Raw genomic sequence first — 15,151 nt, 5'->3', positions numbered from 1 at the left:
CGAGCGGCTCTGGCCCATAGTCGGTGGTGACACAGAGCATCTGTCAAGGCAGGAGAATGCGGTGGTGGAGCAGGTCGAAACCGGCACGCCCGTGTATCTGCCTCATGATCCTCTTGGTGCGGGCGTTGACGCCTTCGGTGCGGCCGTTGTGGTAGGGCAAGGTAAGGGCAGCGTCCACAGCGGACCGGTCGATCTCGAAACCGTTGGTGAGACTGCGTAAGTGCGGCAGGTCGACGGCGCGGGCCGTCGCGATCCACTCGGTGGGTTTCACGTCGTTGCCCGCGGCCGGTGTCGGCAGGGCGGCGAAGCCGCGCACCGGATCGGCGGGTGCGGCCGTCTCCGGGCACGCCATGGTGTTCTTCTCCAGCAGCGCCGTGTCCTTCGCGCGCAGGTTGTCGGTTTTGGTGAGCAGGAGCCGGCTGGCGTGACGGGAGGTCGTGACCGGACGGTCGCCTTGGGCGCGGCCCTGGTCGAGGTGACGGACCAGCAGGTTGGCGCTGCCGGTGTAGCCCATTCCCCGGATCTCCGCGAGCAGGTGGGTGACGGGGACCGCGGGATCGGCCGCGCGGCGGGCGCGCAGATGGTCGCGGTAGGGGTCGACCAGGGTCGGGGGGTAGGTGGGAGCGATGCGAAGGGCCTGGGGTTCGGGCATGCGGGCATACCGTTTGACCGTATTGAGGGTCACGCCGAGGCGCGGTGAGCAGTCGAGCAGACCGACGCCCCGGCCGAGCAGATCCTGGACCTTGTTCCAGCGGTCGCGGACGGTCTGCTCGAGAACTCCGCCTGGGCGGGGTGGGTTGACGCCGGCCCGGCACCCGGCATGCGCGCGGACCTCGACCGGTACCTTGTCGCAGAGAGTGCGCCACAGGTGCCATCGATCACTGACCTGCACCGCGTCGGGCAGGGCGCGACGGACGGCCTCGGCGTAGGTGGCCGAGGCCGTCCCGGCACACGACCTCGACACCGGGATGCCCGCGCAGCCACGACTCCAGGGTGGCCGCGTCACGGCCGGGCAGGACCTCGACACGTCGACCGGTCTCGGCGTCGATGACGATCATGGCGTAGCGATGGCGGCGGCGCAGGGCGAAGTCGTCCACGCCGATCACCCGGGGGACCGTCGGTTCGGGCAGCGGCAGGCGCAGTAGACGGCGCAACGCGGTGCTGCGGGACACGGGAACGGCGAGGAGATTGGTCAGGCGTGCGGCCGCCCGGCCGCATGATTCCTGGGCCACTTGGGATACCTGCCGGACAAGCCGCACCGTGCGGCGTTGGTGGCGCTCCGGCAGTCCGGGAACCTGTTCCCGGAAGGTCTGCCGCCGGCAGCCCGGGGCTGGGCAGACCAGCCGGCGTACGCGCAGCTGGACGATGGTTTGGCGGCCGTCGACCGGCACATCCTTCACTGTCCGGCGGTGGTAGCCGTGCACCTTCGCCGTGGTGGCTCCGCAGACCGGACACGGCACGGCCATGTCCCGAGTGCGGGCCGTGATCACCACCATGCATCCGCTGTCCGCCACGTCCTGGACGACCAGCGCCGACAGTCCGGAAAACACTGTTCCCGCAAGGGAGTCGACATCCATCACAAGATCGTGATCATGGCTCGCTACTCGACGTCACCACCGACTACGGGCCAGAGCCGAACACTGGACAGACCCCGCCAGAGGTATTGCTCTGATCATCTATGTTCAGAACCTGCACGTGTGGGTTCCGAGGTTTGATTTCATATTTTCATTGATTTTTCGTCTGGTTTTCATCGATTAAAGATCAGTGGAAACGCGGGCAGGTCGGCTGGCGTCGGCTCGCGACGTCTGACACCGCTTTGGGTTACTCGCGGACCTGAGCGTTCATTGTGGGATGAGCGTCGCCGCTGTCCGCGCCCAGGCCCACGAGCAGGCGCAGCCCGTCCTCGGCGGGGCTGCCGGGGGCCGCGGACAGCACCAGCAGCTCCATGCCTGATTCGTCCGGTAGTGCGAAGTTCTCCTGGTGCAGTTCCAGCAGTCCGACCAGCGGATGCCGGTACGCCTTGCGTCCATGGGTGCGGGCGCGCACGTCCGCGCGTGCCCAGAGACGGCGGAAGCGCTCGCTGCCCATCGCCAGCTCACCGATGAGCGAGGCCAGGCGGGGGTCCTCGGGATATTTGCCGGCGGCCAGGCGCAGGTGCCCGACCACGTCGAGGGTGCATTTCTCCCAGTCCGCGTAGAGGCCGCGCTCGGCCTCCTCGAGGAAGATGTGCCGGGCGGTGTTCAGGCCCGGCATCGCCACGCCGTAGAGGAGCCCGGCGAGGCGGTTCCCGGCGAGCACGTCCAAGCGGTGGTCCATGATCAGCGCGGGTGCGTCGACGACCAGGTCGAGGACGCGCAGCAGCTCCGGCCGGACCCGTCCGCCCGGCGCCTTCGCGCGGCGGCGGCGCTGCCGGGCGAGCCGGTAGAGGTGCCCGCGTTCGGTCTCGTCAAGGCCGAGGACGCGGGCAAGCGCATCGAGGACCTGCTCGGAGGGCTGGGTCGCGCGGCCTTGCTCCAGGCGTACGTAGTAGTCGACGCTGACTCCGGACAGGTGCGCGACCTCTTCGCGGCGCAGCCCTTCGACCCGGCGGTGCCTGTCGGTGGGGATGCCGACGGCCGCTGGGTCGACCCGGGAACGCCGGGTCCGCAGGAAGCCCGCAAGATCGTCCATACCCCCAGTATGAACTCGGTGGTGCCCGTGAAGGTGGTCCTGCCGTTACCAGGAAGTCCCGTCCGATGGAAGAGGCGCCCCTGAACGCCGGGCGCCGCAGCGCCCAGGATCGAAGGCACCCGATCCGAAGGAGTTCCCATGAAGACGCTGATCGTCTACGCCCACCCGGAGCCGAAGTCGCTCAACAGCTCGCTGAAGGACCTCGCGGTGTCCACATTGGAGACTGCCGGGCACGAGGTACGGGTGAGCGATCTGTACGCGATGAACTGGAAGGCTGTCGTGGACGCCGCGGACTACGGCCCCCACACCTCAAGCCCGCTGAAGGTCGCCCTGGACTCGGGCCGGGCCTTCGACGCCGGGACGCTCACCTCGGACGTCCTCGCCGAGCAGGAGAAGCTGCTGTGGGCCGACACGATCATCTTCCAGTTCCCGCTGTGGTGGTACACGATGCCCGCGATCCTCAAAGGCTGGGTGGACCGGGTGTTCACCCACCACTTCGCGTACGGCGTCGGCGAGCACAGCGACACCAGATATGGCGAGCGCTTCGGCGAAGGCACCCTCGCGGGCAGGAAGGCTCTGTTGTCGGTGACAGCCGGCGGCCCGGAGTCGCATTACGCCGCTCGCGGGATCAACGGTCCCATCGACGATCTGCTGTTCCCCATCCACCACGGCATCCTCTACTACCCGGGCATCGAGGCGCTGCCGCCGTTCGTGCTGTACGGCACCGACCGGATGACCGGCGAGGAGTACACGGACGTCGCCAAGGCATGGGAACAGCGCCTGCTCACCCTGGAGTCGACCGAGCCGATCGCGTTCCGGCGGCAGAACTTCGGTGACTACGAGATCCCCTCGCTGCACCTGAAGGAGGGACTGGAGCCCCCGGGCCGCACGGGTTTCGGGCTGCACGTGCGCGGCTGACCACCAGCCTCGTTAGCGAGGAGCGACGAGCTGGAAGAACAGGTTCGCTGCGTCTTGGTCGAACGGAATGCAGCCGACCTCGTCGACGTCGCCGTCTGGCTGACTGGCTACAGCTGACGAACAGCCCCGAGCGGCCGGGCACCGATCACCACGCCGTACCCACGGCTGCCTACACGCATATTCGTACCCACCTCTGCACGTAGACCATTACGCCGACACCAGCCATGACCGCCCGCTCACATCGCTGTCGACCACACTGCCAGGGCAAGCGAGTGATCAAGTAGGGCGGACACCGATCGCTTGCCGAGCGATCATCTCGCCCGGAAACACCACGTCGTGCGGTCAAATCTGCTCATCTTCACGCGGAAAGTACAGCGGCTGTAGTTTCCGCGCAAGAATGACAGTTTCCCGTGCAGATGATACTTGTCCGATCTTTTGATCAGGTACCGCGGAAAGAGCGCCCAGCCGGTTCGCTACGGTGATCACTTCTGCGCGCTTGATCACCCCGACGCCCGACAACACCTCGCCGTCGCCACCAAGACCAACGATCGACTGCCCCGGAAGGAAGCACCACCAGCAGTGGTCAACTTCCACGGAAGCCGTAGGAAGAAGCCGCTAAAATGATCACTGGACATCGCGGCAGCGAGCACGCAGCGTCCAAGCAAACGCAGCCCACCAGGGTCGGCAGGGTGAGTTCAGGCGGTGGAAGCATCCGCTTCGAGGAGTTCGGTGAATACCTCGCTGGGTTTTCTCCGGTCGTGGATCTTACGGGGTCGGTCGTTGATCTCGGCGGCGATGGCGGCGAGGTAGCGGGGATCGGAGGGGATGTCGACGCCCTTGGGCAGGAACTCGCGCACGATGCGGTTGAGATTCTCGTTGCTCCCGCGTTCCCACGGTGAGTGCGGGTGGGCGAAGAAGACCGGCAGCCCGGTGGCGGTCACCTGCTTGTGCAGGGCCATCTCGGAGCCGCAGTCCCAGGTCGGGGAACGTGTGACCGACGACGGAAGGTCGCCGACGGCGGCGATGATCGCGTCGGTGACGGTCAGGGAGTCGCGTCCGCGCAGCGGGACCAGGACCAGGAAGCGGCTGGTGCGCTCGACCAGCGTCGCCACCGCACTCCTGCCCGCCTTGCCGATGACGAGGTCGCCTTCCCAGTGGCCGGGTACGGCCCGGTCGTCGGCCTCGGCGGGGCGTTCGTCGAGGTAGCGGGGCTCGCGGATGCGCGGCGCGGGCGCCGGACGCGGTCCACGGCGGGCCGTGCGGCCGGTCCGCAGCGCCATCAACTCCCGGTTCAGCGTGGCGACAGGTTGGGCGTAGACCCACTGGTAGACGGCCTCGTGACTCACCCGGCCAGCGTCCTCGCCCGGTTCCTGGCGCGCCAACCACCCCGCGATCGACGCCGGTGACCAGCCCGCCCGCAACAATCCCGCCACCCGCGCCCGCAGGGCAGGGACGCGGTCCACCGCCAACGACTTCGGTCGCGACCGGGCCGCGCCCGCCGCCTGTTCGGCCATCACAGCCCGATACCCGTCCCGACCGCCGTGCCGGATCACCTCACGCGAGACCACCGAGGCGTTACGGCCGATCCGAACCGCAATCTCCTTGTACTCCAACGACTCGGCCACGCCACGGGAGATCTCCTCCCGATCGGCCAAGGACAACATCCGACGCACGGCGGGCAATCCTTCCCCACCGAACACCAAGATCACATGCTACGACCGCCTGAACCTGCCCAGAGCTGAGGTGTGGTGTTCAGGACGAGATCGGTCTTCTGCTCAGATCGGGGACTCCGGCACCGCTGAGATCAGGCAGGAACGCGCGACGGCCCGCCATCACCATGACCAGAGACAACAACGGACCGTGAACCTCGGGGCCGCTGCCTTCCTGGAACTCGGCATCGGTTGCCCGCAAAGCCAGGCTCTTGACCAAGGTCTTGCTGTTGACCGCGAAGTTCTTCGTCGCGAAGAAGCGAGCGACGGCGAGCAGACCGGCGGCTTCGGGGTTGTGCTGCAGTCCCAGGGGCTTACGGATGTCCTCAGCATGGACGATCACCTCGCCCAGCCCTGCCGGGGAGGACTTGACCGGCAGCGTGATCGCCCTAACGTGACGGAACCGTTCAAGCGTCTCTTGCGGGGTGGCGCCGCGGAACTCCTCAAGACGCCGCCGGTTATGAACATCCGGGTTGAACCGGGCTGCGACCATACTGCGGATCCACCCCCACCGAGTGGTCGTCGCAGCCGCGCCGAGATGGGCCACGACTTCCTCGACGTCCCAGTCAGCGCACAAAGTAGTCGAGCGCCACTGTTGCGGGTCGAGCGCGCTCAGGTCATCGACGAGCGCGGTAAGCTCACGCTGCTGGATCTCCGGCAAGTCGGTCATGCCGCGACGATAGCGATCCTGCCAGCAGCGGCGCGGTATGCGCAATGACCGGTTTCGTCCCACCCATGTCCCCGCCGACCTCGGCGCAGGCTGGACTACGACCCGACCACGGGTGTGCTGCACTGGCGCTGCTCACAACCGGCGATCTTCATCGGCGCGGGCGAACCGGCCTCTGCCGCCGAGAGTGCCGGACCGCATCGACGACGTCTCCCCCTGTCCGCCAGCCGGTCTCCGGCCTCACCGAGGGAACAGGGTTGCCGAAGGTCCGGGTGCGGGTGCCGATGTGACCGAGCCACCACCCGCCCGCAGCTTTGACGGAGGAGGTCCCATCTGGCGACCGCCCGGTCATGAGCGGGCAGGGAGTTCAAGAGAGAGGATTCCGGCGCAGTGACTACGAAACCGTCGAGAGGGTTTCGGGTGGCCGCCCACGGCTCTGAACGGCCACCCGAAGAGATCATCGGAATCGTTTGACCGCTTGGCGGACCACGTAGGCACCGCACGCGCCACCGGCCAACCACAAGCCGACGGCCAACACGACGGACCCGCCGTTGAGTATCAAGACCAGCCCGATCGCGGAGAGCACCCCCATCGTCGTGTAGGCGAGAAGTACGTCCTTGCTCATCTTTTCGCGCTGCACCACGGGAGTGCTCTTTCCGTCGTTCGACTGGTTATCGTCGGCGGCTGGTCAGCCAGCGGGCGCCCTTGCCGGCGATGCCGCCGCCGACCGCGCCGATCACCCCGCCGATCGCGCCGCTGATGGCGGCGTCGCCGACCTTCGCGCTGTCACCACCGCCGATCAAAGCTCCGGCTGCGCCACCGGTGGCACCGAAGATGGCACCGACGACGATTCCGCCGACGAGGCACCCGACGCCCCCGGTCATCACACAAGCGGCACCGGTGACTGCGGTGGCCGCGACGCCGCCCAAGCCGCTGCCGATGTCCTGGCCCAGGTCCGCTCCGCTGTAGGCACCGGTGGGGTCGCTGTAGTTGATCGGGTCGCCCTGGGCGTAGTTGTAGGGGTTGGGTTCCTGGCCAGTGGGGTCGGGGGAGCGGAAGCGGGCGTTGGCGTTGTCGTAGATGCGGTAGCCGAACAGGTGCTGCCCGCGTTGGAGTTGGTAGGCCCCCAGGTAGCGGAACGGGTTGCCCGCTGCCGCCGCGCCGGTGGCGGTGACGCTGCCGTAGGGCGCGTAGGTGTATTCGGCGGCGAGGGTTGCCGTCGGTGTCAACCAAGGCCAGGACGCTGCCCTGGTGGTCGGTGACCGTGCCGTAGCGCGCCAGCCTTGTCCTTGAGACCGATCAGCAGGCCCTTGGTGTCTCGGGTGTAGCTGGAGCGCTGGCCGTTGTCCACGGTCTCTGTTACCCCGAGTGCGGTGTGGGTGAACACGTGGGTGACCGCAGTGCCGCCGGTGGGGGTTTCGGTGATGGTGCGGGGTTGGGTCTGGTCGCTGGTGTCGTAGGCGAGGGCGAGCACCTGGGTCTACGTCTTCGACGGACACCGGGTCTGGGTCGTCACCGACCGCGCCACGGTCGGCACGATAACCCCGACAGCCTTGATTCCCGACCCGGAGGACGTTCTCGCGCGACGGGTCGAACTGCTCGACGACCTGCACCGGCGAACCGAGCCCGCCGCCGAGGACCACCCCGCCGTCCCGGGACAACCCAGCCCCCGCCGCAGCCGCTTCGACCTGCTGCACGAACAGGTACTCCGCGCCGGCGACCGCACGCGACCGCTCACCGACCGCGAGATCGCCGACCTGGCATTCGCGCTGACCAACCCTCTGGTCCGCGACGCCTGCCTGTCCTTCGCCATCGGCGAGCACGCCGACCACGCCGAGGCCCTGTGGACCGAACTGGTCAGGACCAGCCCCGCACCCGAACGAGCCGAACCCGCCGCGCTCCTGGCCGCCTACGCCTACCTGCGAGGCGAACTCGACCTCGCCGCCGCCGCGATCGGCCACGCCGAGAGGACCTGCCCGGGACACCGCCTCGGCGAACTGCTCGGCACCGCACTGCGCAACGACATCGCACCGGAAGCCCTCCCCGAGATGGCACGACAGAGCCGGGAACTGATCGCCCAGCTGTAACCCGACACCAAATCGGGGGTGCCACTCCCGGCAGCCGTCGGCGGCCCGGACAGAGCCGCCGACAGCCCTCTCCGTCCCACGGATCGGTGACACGGCCCCGAACGATGCCCCCGTCAGGCGGTTGCAGCGGTGACGGCCTCCCCTTCCGGCGTGGCCGCCGCGCGTCTGCGTCGGCGGGTGGGACAGGCACGTACGAACTCCCGGCCGCCGTCAAAGCGAGGAATGCTCATGCCACCGGGGTTCGCCGCTCCCGTCACGTTGGAAGCCGACGCGCGTGCCCGCTGGGCATCGCCCGAGCCCGCGGTCTGGACCGGCCAGGACAGCGAAGGCCGCCGACCGGACATCGCCCCCGGTGAGCTGCCGGCGCCGATCCTGTGACGCGCCCGGCTGATCGCCGCCTCCGACTCGTTGTGCCAGGCCGTGGCCGCCCACCTCACAACCGCGGGCGTGGCCGCCGAGCCGGGGACCGGGTGCGCGCGGACCTGCGCGCCGACGACGACATCGCGGCCGACGGACGGGGTCCGGTGCAGGTCATGGCACTGCGGGCAGCAGACAAGCTGGTGCCACTACGTCCCGGCGGCACCACGTTGACGATCCGGCAGCCGGTTGACGGCATCGAGTTGAGCGGCGAACCGCCGGCCGAGATCACGGTGACCGTCGACGCCGACCGGTGGGTACCGGCGGCCCGGATCGCCGACGCACCGAAGCCTCACCTGATCTGACACCCGAGTCGGATCAGCATGAACCGCAGGGAGACCTGGACCAACTAACGCAGGTCGGTCACCTCGGATGCCTACTCGACCACGCCCACGTGGCCTGGTCATCCGACTTGAGCCCGTTCTGTTCCTTGCCTGTGATGCCACCCTGATCCGGAACTCAACTCAATTTGCATTCAGTTGACACTGAAGCGGTAGTGAAATGTGTGAATGGTTGTCGGGGCATCCCCGTGCCGGCGGACCCGGATATCGGAACATGGCGAGTTCGGTCCCACGTCTCCGTGCGTGCCGGGCGGATGCGTCGGGCTCGGAATAGGGCGGCGCGGTCGGGTTGCACCGTCCCGGCACACCGGACCCTGCCCGCCGATCCCCAGGGCGCCGGGACAGGGCAGGGTGTCAGTCCATGCTCCACCGGGATGTGTCGACCGTTCGATCACTACGCTCTTGGCGCGGGTGTCGTTGCGCGAGTCGCCCGTGCGTTACCGGCCATTTCGGGCTTGTCGCAGAGGGGCGGTCGACGATTCCGTCGGGCAGGTCTGGAGCATTGCGTCGTCTGTGTGCTTCACGCCGGATGTCGTCTTCGTCCTTGGATGCTCGTCTTTCATCAGGTCTCGCACCGACGTTCGCACCTGTCCCTCATTGCGCGATCAACGACTTGCGGGACCAGCCGCCCGCCGAAAGCGACCCGTTAAGGTGACGATCCGTACCCTCTCCCGCGCCATGATCGTTGGGTGATCCGGTCACGGTAGATCCGGGTGCATGGGGGAAATAAGCGTGGAGGTCAGAGGTGTGCGTCATGCCTACCGCCGGCGGGCCGTCTTACAGGGCGTGGACCTGCTGCTTCGTCCGGGCGCGTTGTGCGGGGTCGTCGGGGAGAACGGCGCGGGGAAATCGACTTTGCTGAAGATCCTGTCCGGTGAGCTGCGGCCTACTCACGGGACAGTTCGTCACGCTGGTCCGTTCGGGTACTGCCCGCAGCACGTGGTCCTCAACGAGGCTCTGACCGTGCGGCAGCACCTGGAGTTCTTCCGCAAAGCCTATCGCCTGGCCGATCTGCGGTATGCCGAAGAGATCGTGGACGTGTTGGACTTCGCCGGGTACGTCGACGAGCGGGTCGGGGTGCTCAGCGGTGGGACGCGGCAGAAGTTGAACGTGACGCTGGCGCTGATGCACGATCCCCGGGTGCTGTTGCTGGACGAGCCGTACCAGGGGTTCGACTGGGACACCTACCAGCGTTTCTGGGATCTCGCCGCGCGGTTGCGCGACGCTGGGCGTTCGGTGCTGGTGGTCTCCCACCTGGCCTACGACACCGAGCGCCTGGACGAGTTGTGGCGTCTGGACGACGGGGTGCTCCGTCGCGACGAGGCGGTGTCCGCGTGAGGGCCCACTTGAGCTGGTTCGCCACGGCCACCCGGTTCGCGCTGGTCGAGCACGGCCGCAACCGGTTCGCCCTGGTTCTCGTGGTCGTGTTCATCCCCTTGTGGACGACCCTGGCGTACCTGTCGGTTCCCGACACCCCGGCGCCCCTGCGGCTGCGTGCCACCGGGGAGACGCTGGCACCGCCCGGGAACGAGCTGACGGAGATCAGCGGGGCGCTCAACGCGGTCACCCTGATCACCGGTTTCATGATGTTCGCCGCCACCTTCTCCGGCAGCCGCTTCGACCGCCGGCTGGCGATGGCCGGCTATCCCCGCACCCACCTCGTGCTGGCCAAGGTCACCGCGCTGGCCCTGGTCTCGGCGGCGGTCGCCGCCTACGCCACCGCGGTCACCTGCCTGGCGTGGACACCCCGGCAGCCGCTGCTGCTCGCCGCCGCGCTGTTCTGCGCCGGGCTCACCTACGGCGCTCTCGGGGTCGGCTTCGGCTCGGTGCTGCGCCGGGAGGTCGAGGGGATGTTCGCCATCGTGATGACCAGCATCATCGACCTCGCGCTGCAGAACCCGATCCTGAGCTCCGGGGTCGACAATCCGGTCGTGCGCTTCCTCCCGTCCTACGGGGCCATGCAGGCGGGCACGGCGGCGGGGTTCTCCGCCGGCGCGGTGCCGGGTCACCTGGTCATCCAGTTGGCCTGGTTCTCGGTGGCGGCCCTGATCGCCCTGGTGGGTTTCCGCCGCAGCACCCGCAGCACGCTGCCCGCCACCGCGCAGGCCCTCGCCCCCGAGCCGGGAAGCGACTCCTTCCCCACCCCGCCACGTCGAACCCCCGCGCCCTCGGCGTCGGGGCCGGCGTCCGACACGACAGCACCCTGAGGTCCCGGTCCCCAGATGCGCACACACCCACACCCCCAGCCCACCCCGGCACCCTTCGACGACGTCACGCCCGCGCGGCGCGGCAGGACCGCAGGCCGCGCGCCGATGGGCGAGGACCCCCTCTTACGGGCGGCGTACCAGCTGTGCCGCCGCACCACACGAGCTCACGACCCCGCCATCCACACCCTCGTCCAGCTCATGCCGGCCGTGCTGCGCCCGGCGTGCTGGGCGCTGTGGGCGGCCGCCAGCGCCCTGGACGACCTGGCGGACCGACCAGGGGTGGAACCGGCCCGGCGTGCGGCAGACGTCGAGGCGTGGACCAAGGCTCTGGAACACGACCTGTCGGTGGGCACGAGCGCCGATCCGATCCGGCACGCCCTGGTGGACACGGCGGTGCGGTGGCGGCTGGACCTGTCCGGCCTGCGGGGCGCGATGGCCACGACACGGGACGACGCACACGGTCTGCGCTTCGCCGACTGGGCCCAGTGGCAGGCCTGGTGCAACCGGGGATTGGTGCCCTGGGTCGACCAGGTGCGGCACCTGTTCGACCAGGCCGGCGCGCCGATGACCCTGCGGTTGGACCGGCAGGCCGACTACCGGCACTTCATCGACGGCGCCCAGCTCACCGACACCCTCACCGACCTGGGCACCGACCTCGCCCAGGGCCACCTGCTTCTGCCACGGGAAGCCATGGACCCCTTCCCCGGCGCGGAGGAGGACCTGACCCGAGGCTGCTGGAGCCCGGCCGTGGCGGCCCTGATCGCCGACCTGACCGCCCTGGCCCGCCACCGGGTGATCAGGCCCGCCCTGACCAGGGGTATGCACCCCGGCGCCGCCATCGTGCTCGACACGGCGGCCGCTCTGATGCGCCTGCAACTCGACGCCGTCGACGCGGCCGGCCCCACCCTGCTCGCACGCCCGCCGCGCCCGTCCGTCGCGGCCCGCGCCCGTGTGCTGCTCCCCGCCCGCCTCCGCTCCGCCGTGGCCTGGAACCTGACCCCCCTGACCGTGCCCGCAGCCCGACCTGCCACGGCGGTGGTGGAGACGACCGAACCGGGCCCGACGGCCGACGACACCGCGCTCCGGCCTCCGCCACCGCACCGCGATGACGCCCGACCCCCGCGCATCGCCGCCGACAAGATGCCCGAGCACGTGGCGGTCATCATGGACGGCAACGGCCGCTGGGCCCAACAGCGCGGCCTGCCCCGCCAGGACGGCCACCGCGTCGGCGCCGCCGCCGCGCACGAGGTGATCCACGGCGCCCTGGAGATCGGCCTGCGCCACCTGACCCTCTACGCGTTCTCGACCGAGAACTGGAAACGCGACCCGGAGGAGGTCGCCACAATCCTGGAAGTGATCCACCACGAACTCGTCGAAGGCCCCCTGCGTGATCTGGACATCCGCAAGCGCTGGGCCGGCCGCCCGGACAGGCTGCCCCACGACCTCGTCGAAGCCCTCGTGCGCGAAGAGCGCCGCACACGTGACCGCACCGGACTGACCCTCACCATGTGCATCGACTACGGCGGCCGCGACGAGATCGCCCGCATCGCCGCCGCACTCGTTCAGGCCGCCCGCGACGGCGACGTCGACCCCCATCTCATCGGCCCGGACGACGTCGCCCGCCACCTGCCCCACCCCGACATGCCCGACGTCGACTTGCTGTGGCGCACCGGCGACGAGCAGCGCACCTCCAACTTCCTGCCCTGGCACGCCGCCTACGCCGAGCTCTACTTCACCCCCGACTTCTGGCCCGACGTCGACCGACGCGACCTGTGGCAGGCCATCACCGAGTACGGCCGACGCCAACGCCGCCACGGTGCCGCCCCCTCACTTCCCCCTGACCACCACCGGCCATCCCCGCACCCGGCCCGGGCTCTCGCCACCGGCCGCGGTCGGTATCGCGGAACGCCAGATGACCTGGCGAATCGTGGTTCGTAGTGTGAGCGGTCCCGCAGTGGACCCGACGTCTCCGCCGAGACTTCCCGGTGCTGCCGCGGCACGGCGCGGTCGCAGGACAGCGGGCCGACGTCACAGGGCCGGTTGTTCGACGCCTATGGACCCCATGGCCGCCAGTTGACGATCGTGGACCGCTCACCGTCGGTGGCGACGAGGTCGTGGGCGGCCTTGATGACGTCGGCCGGCGGCAGCTCGGCGTCGGAGGGCCATTCCCGGGTATGGGCCTGGTGGTCGTAGAGGACCGGTTCGCCGTCCGGGTCGCCGCCGTTGGTGGTGATGTAGGAGCCGGTGGCGTCGGCGTGGGCGATGAAGCCGCGGTCGGGGGCGATGCCGAGGCGGACGGCCACCCAGCCTTCGGCCCACGGGTCGGGGCGGGCCAGTTCGACCATCGGCGGGACCGGGCCGTCCTGGGCGGCGAAGTCGGCGGCCATGCGTTGCAGCAGCGCGTCGAGATCGGCCGCGCTCGTGATCGGGGTCGGCTCCTCGCCCTGCTTGTACCAGGCCGTCAACGACGCCACGGCGGTTTTCCTCCGGTGAACTTCTTGTAGCCGTCCGGGCCGTGCACGGCGGGCGTGAGACGAACTCCGAGGCTCACCGCGCTGTCGACGTCCACGTCGTGTCCGAAGCGGAGCCGCTGTGAAGTCCCGGAAGCCAACGAGGCCGCTCCCACCTACGAAGACCGTCAACCCCGTTCCCTGTTCGGCATCCGCAGCAATGCCTACGACTTCGCGGACACCTCGGTGGCAGGCCTGTCACCCTGGCCGGCTTGCTTTCGGCGGCTGCGGTCGGGTGTGGCGTGCAAGCGCGACGGGAACGGCGGCAGTCTCAGTCGGTCTCGGCCCAGATCATCCCGTCCGGACGGTCGCCGCGGCTGGTCAGCAGTCCCCACAGGGCTTCGCGGACCAGGTCCAGCGGTACCTCGGCGTCGGCCGGGAACTCCTGGGCGGTGCCGAAGTAGGCAAATCGCACCCCGTCGGGGCTGACCCGCTCGCCCTGGAGGTACCAGGTGCCGTGTTCACCGCTGTACCGCACGGCACCCAGGCCGGTCTGCCCGCCGGCACCGATCAGCAGCTCGTGGTCGGGCAGTGCGTCGCTGCCTTCCTCTACGGCGTAGGCCGTGGCGGCGCGGTAGGCCGGGCCGAGTGTGAGCAGTTCGTCGACGAAGGCGTCGACGTCGTCACGTGTGCGCAGGTGCCTCGGTTCCTGGTCGTGTCGGTAGGCCACGTCGAGCACGTACCCCACGGCTAACGCTCCTTTCCGGTGTAGGTCTTCACGCCGTCGGGCCAATAGACCGTCAGGCTTTAGCCCGGCCGAAGTACTCCGGGCACGACGCGGTCGCAGGACAGCGGGCCGAAGTCACAGGGCCGGTTGTTCACCGCCAACGTAGCGTCAGCGCCACCGGCCTCTCGCACCTGCACCGCGACCTGCACCTCCACGTGGTCGGCCACGGTGAGCGTTCCCCGCGCGGGCGCCAGGCCCAGACGACGCAGACTCTGCACCGCCTGTTCGCGCAGCTCGCCCCGACCGCTCTCGACAAGGCCCTGCACCCCGCCGGTCCGGTCGACCCAGTACCCCGAGGTCTTGCCGCCGGGGTCGTCGCGCACGGGGAGGGCCTTGAGCAGCTCGCCCATGCGCTCGGGCGACGGGGGCGACGGGGGCGACCTCGCTCCCGACGGCGTGCTCGTGCCGGGTTGGTTTGGTGGCGGCGTGACGGTTCGCGGCACGCCTTGACCTTCGAGGTGGCTTGCCGCCGCCGTGGCGGACCGCTGGATGGCCGCCGGCACCTCCTGAAGCGCGCCGATGCCGTCGGCGACCTCCTCGAACCGGGCGACGACCTGCCCGAACCCGTCCTGCCCGCTGCCCGCAGCGGCCGGCTCGATGAAGGCTTTCGCGTCTTCCACCAGGTCGAGGGCTTCAGCCAGCGGCGCGAAAGGAAGGTCCTCGACCACCCGGCGCAGCGCGGCCACGACGTCACCGATACTCGCCAACCAAACCCCCTGCTGTCGGGTCGGTTGCGATCGTGACACGCCCTGGTGGCCGCCTTTCAGGCGTGTCACCTGTCAGAGCGGACGGCAACGGCCCTCACGTCGGGCTCGGCATGTTCCCAGCGCGAGTCCGGCCGCACCTCACCGAACCCGCCGTGGAGATCGGCGGTGCCCCAGTGATCCCGGGACTCGCC

At 69.3% G+C, this 15,151-nt stretch carries 16 protein-coding genes and 1 pseudogene; 6 read left to right on the top strand and 11 right to left on the bottom strand.

The annotated features are described in order from the left end of the window. Nucleotides 1–43: 43 nt before the first annotated feature. Nucleotides 44–1,550 (bottom strand): annotated as a pseudogene (locus AB0G01_RS32365) (ISL3 family transposase). Between the two features lie 271 nt (nucleotides 1,551–1,821). After that, a complete protein-coding gene (locus AB0G01_RS32360) occupies nucleotides 1,822–2,670 on the bottom strand; it encodes a helix-turn-helix transcriptional regulator (protein ID WP_360953669.1) in 849 nt (282 codons plus the stop codon). Between the two features lie 138 nt (nucleotides 2,671–2,808). On the opposite strand from AB0G01_RS32360, the gene AB0G01_RS32355 reads away from it, so the two are divergent. Next, a complete protein-coding gene (locus AB0G01_RS32355; RefSeq protein WP_360953666.1) occupies nucleotides 2,809–3,588 on the top strand; it encodes an NAD(P)H-dependent oxidoreductase in 780 nt (259 codons plus the stop codon). 342 nt (nucleotides 3,589–3,930) lie between these two features. On the opposite strand, the gene AB0G01_RS32350 is transcribed toward AB0G01_RS32355, so the two are convergent. The 6 genes from AB0G01_RS32350 to AB0G01_RS32325 form a co-directional block, all read right to left on the bottom strand. Beyond that, a complete protein-coding gene (locus tag AB0G01_RS32350; protein ID WP_360953663.1) occupies nucleotides 3,931–4,182 on the bottom strand; it encodes a hypothetical protein in 252 nt (83 codons plus the stop codon). Nucleotides 4,183–4,283: 101 nt separating this feature from the next. Further along, nucleotides 4,284–5,252 (bottom strand): IS30 family transposase, encoded by a 969-nt coding sequence (locus tag AB0G01_RS32345; RefSeq protein ID WP_360953792.1) that lies wholly within the window; start codon nucleotides 5,250–5,252, stop codon nucleotides 4,284–4,286. An 88-nt stretch (nucleotides 5,253–5,340) separates the two neighbouring features. Further along, the gene (locus tag AB0G01_RS32340; RefSeq protein ID WP_360953660.1) at nucleotides 5,341–5,967 is read right to left on the bottom strand and encodes a maleylpyruvate isomerase family mycothiol-dependent enzyme; all 627 of its coding nucleotides are present in this window, start codon (nucleotides 5,965–5,967) and stop codon (nucleotides 5,341–5,343) included. A gap of 454 nt (nucleotides 5,968–6,421) precedes the next feature. Further along, nucleotides 6,422–6,607, bottom strand: a complete 186-nt coding sequence (locus AB0G01_RS32335) for a hypothetical protein (protein WP_360953657.1) — start codon at nucleotides 6,605–6,607, stop codon at nucleotides 6,422–6,424. A 28-nt stretch (nucleotides 6,608–6,635) separates the two neighbouring features. After that, nucleotides 6,636–7,193 carry an RHS repeat-associated core domain-containing protein gene (locus AB0G01_RS32330; protein WP_360953654.1) on the bottom strand — a complete coding sequence of 186 codons (558 nt, stop codon included), beginning with the start codon at nucleotides 7,191–7,193 and terminating at the stop codon, nucleotides 6,636–6,638. Next, entirely contained in the window at nucleotides 7,190–7,438 is a 249-nt protein-coding gene (locus AB0G01_RS32325) for a hypothetical protein (protein WP_360953651.1), read from the bottom strand. Before AB0G01_RS32325 ends, AB0G01_RS32330 begins: the two co-directional genes overlap by 4 nt. Before the next feature lie 79 nt (nucleotides 7,439–7,517). Between AB0G01_RS32325 and AB0G01_RS32320 the strand changes: the two genes are divergently transcribed. The 5 genes from AB0G01_RS32320 to uppS all read left to right on the top strand — a co-directional run bounded on the left by AB0G01_RS32320 (nucleotide 7,518) and on the right by uppS (nucleotide 12,954). Then, complete coding sequence (locus tag AB0G01_RS32320; protein WP_360953648.1) at nucleotides 7,518–8,051, top strand: DUF4192 domain-containing protein; 534 nt, start codon at nucleotides 7,518–7,520, stop codon at nucleotides 8,049–8,051. Nucleotides 8,052–8,521: 470 nt separating this feature from the next. Beyond that, nucleotides 8,522–8,773 carry a hypothetical protein gene (locus AB0G01_RS32315; protein WP_360953645.1) on the top strand — a complete coding sequence of 84 codons (252 nt, stop codon included), beginning with the start codon at nucleotides 8,522–8,524 and terminating at the stop codon, nucleotides 8,771–8,773. Nucleotides 8,774–9,556: 783 nt separating this feature from the next. Next, nucleotides 9,557–10,147 (top strand): ABC transporter ATP-binding protein, encoded by a 591-nt coding sequence (locus tag AB0G01_RS32310; RefSeq protein WP_360953642.1) that lies wholly within the window; start codon nucleotides 9,557–9,559, stop codon nucleotides 10,145–10,147. Continuing rightward, a complete protein-coding gene (locus AB0G01_RS32305; RefSeq protein WP_360953640.1) occupies nucleotides 10,144–11,016 on the top strand; it encodes an ABC transporter permease in 873 nt (290 codons plus the stop codon). The genes AB0G01_RS32310 and AB0G01_RS32305 overlap by 4 nt, the downstream gene beginning before the upstream one ends. Nucleotides 11,017–11,031: 15 nt before the next feature. Continuing rightward, complete coding sequence (uppS, locus tag AB0G01_RS32300; RefSeq protein ID WP_360953637.1) at nucleotides 11,032–12,954, top strand: polyprenyl diphosphate synthase; 1,923 nt, start codon at nucleotides 11,032–11,034, stop codon at nucleotides 12,952–12,954. 113 nt (nucleotides 12,955–13,067) lie between these two features. Here the strand turns inward: uppS and AB0G01_RS32295 are convergent, their stop codons facing one another. From AB0G01_RS32295 to AB0G01_RS32285, 3 genes are all read right to left on the bottom strand, one after another. Continuing rightward, nucleotides 13,068–13,490, bottom strand: coding sequence for an Imm1 family immunity protein (locus AB0G01_RS32295; protein WP_360953634.1), 423 nt, complete (start codon nucleotides 13,488–13,490; stop codon nucleotides 13,068–13,070). Nucleotides 13,491–13,797: 307 nt separating this feature from the next. After that, a complete protein-coding gene (locus AB0G01_RS32290) occupies nucleotides 13,798–14,214 on the bottom strand; it encodes an Imm1 family immunity protein (RefSeq protein ID WP_360953631.1) in 417 nt (138 codons plus the stop codon). A 59-nt stretch (nucleotides 14,215–14,273) separates the two neighbouring features. After that, on the bottom strand, nucleotides 14,274–14,960 hold the full coding sequence (locus AB0G01_RS32285; RefSeq protein ID WP_360953628.1) for a DddA-like double-stranded DNA deaminase toxin: 687 nt from the start codon (nucleotides 14,958–14,960) through the stop codon (nucleotides 14,274–14,276). Nucleotides 14,961–15,151 lie beyond the last annotated feature (191 nt).

This window comes from Actinosynnema sp. NPDC023587, assembly GCF_040640215.1.
In the GTDB taxonomy this organism is placed as follows: domain Bacteria; phylum Actinomycetota; class Actinomycetes; order Mycobacteriales; family Pseudonocardiaceae; genus Actinosynnema.
Note: the sequence above shows the minus strand (reverse complement) of the source record. Positions and strands in the feature narration are given on the sequence as shown.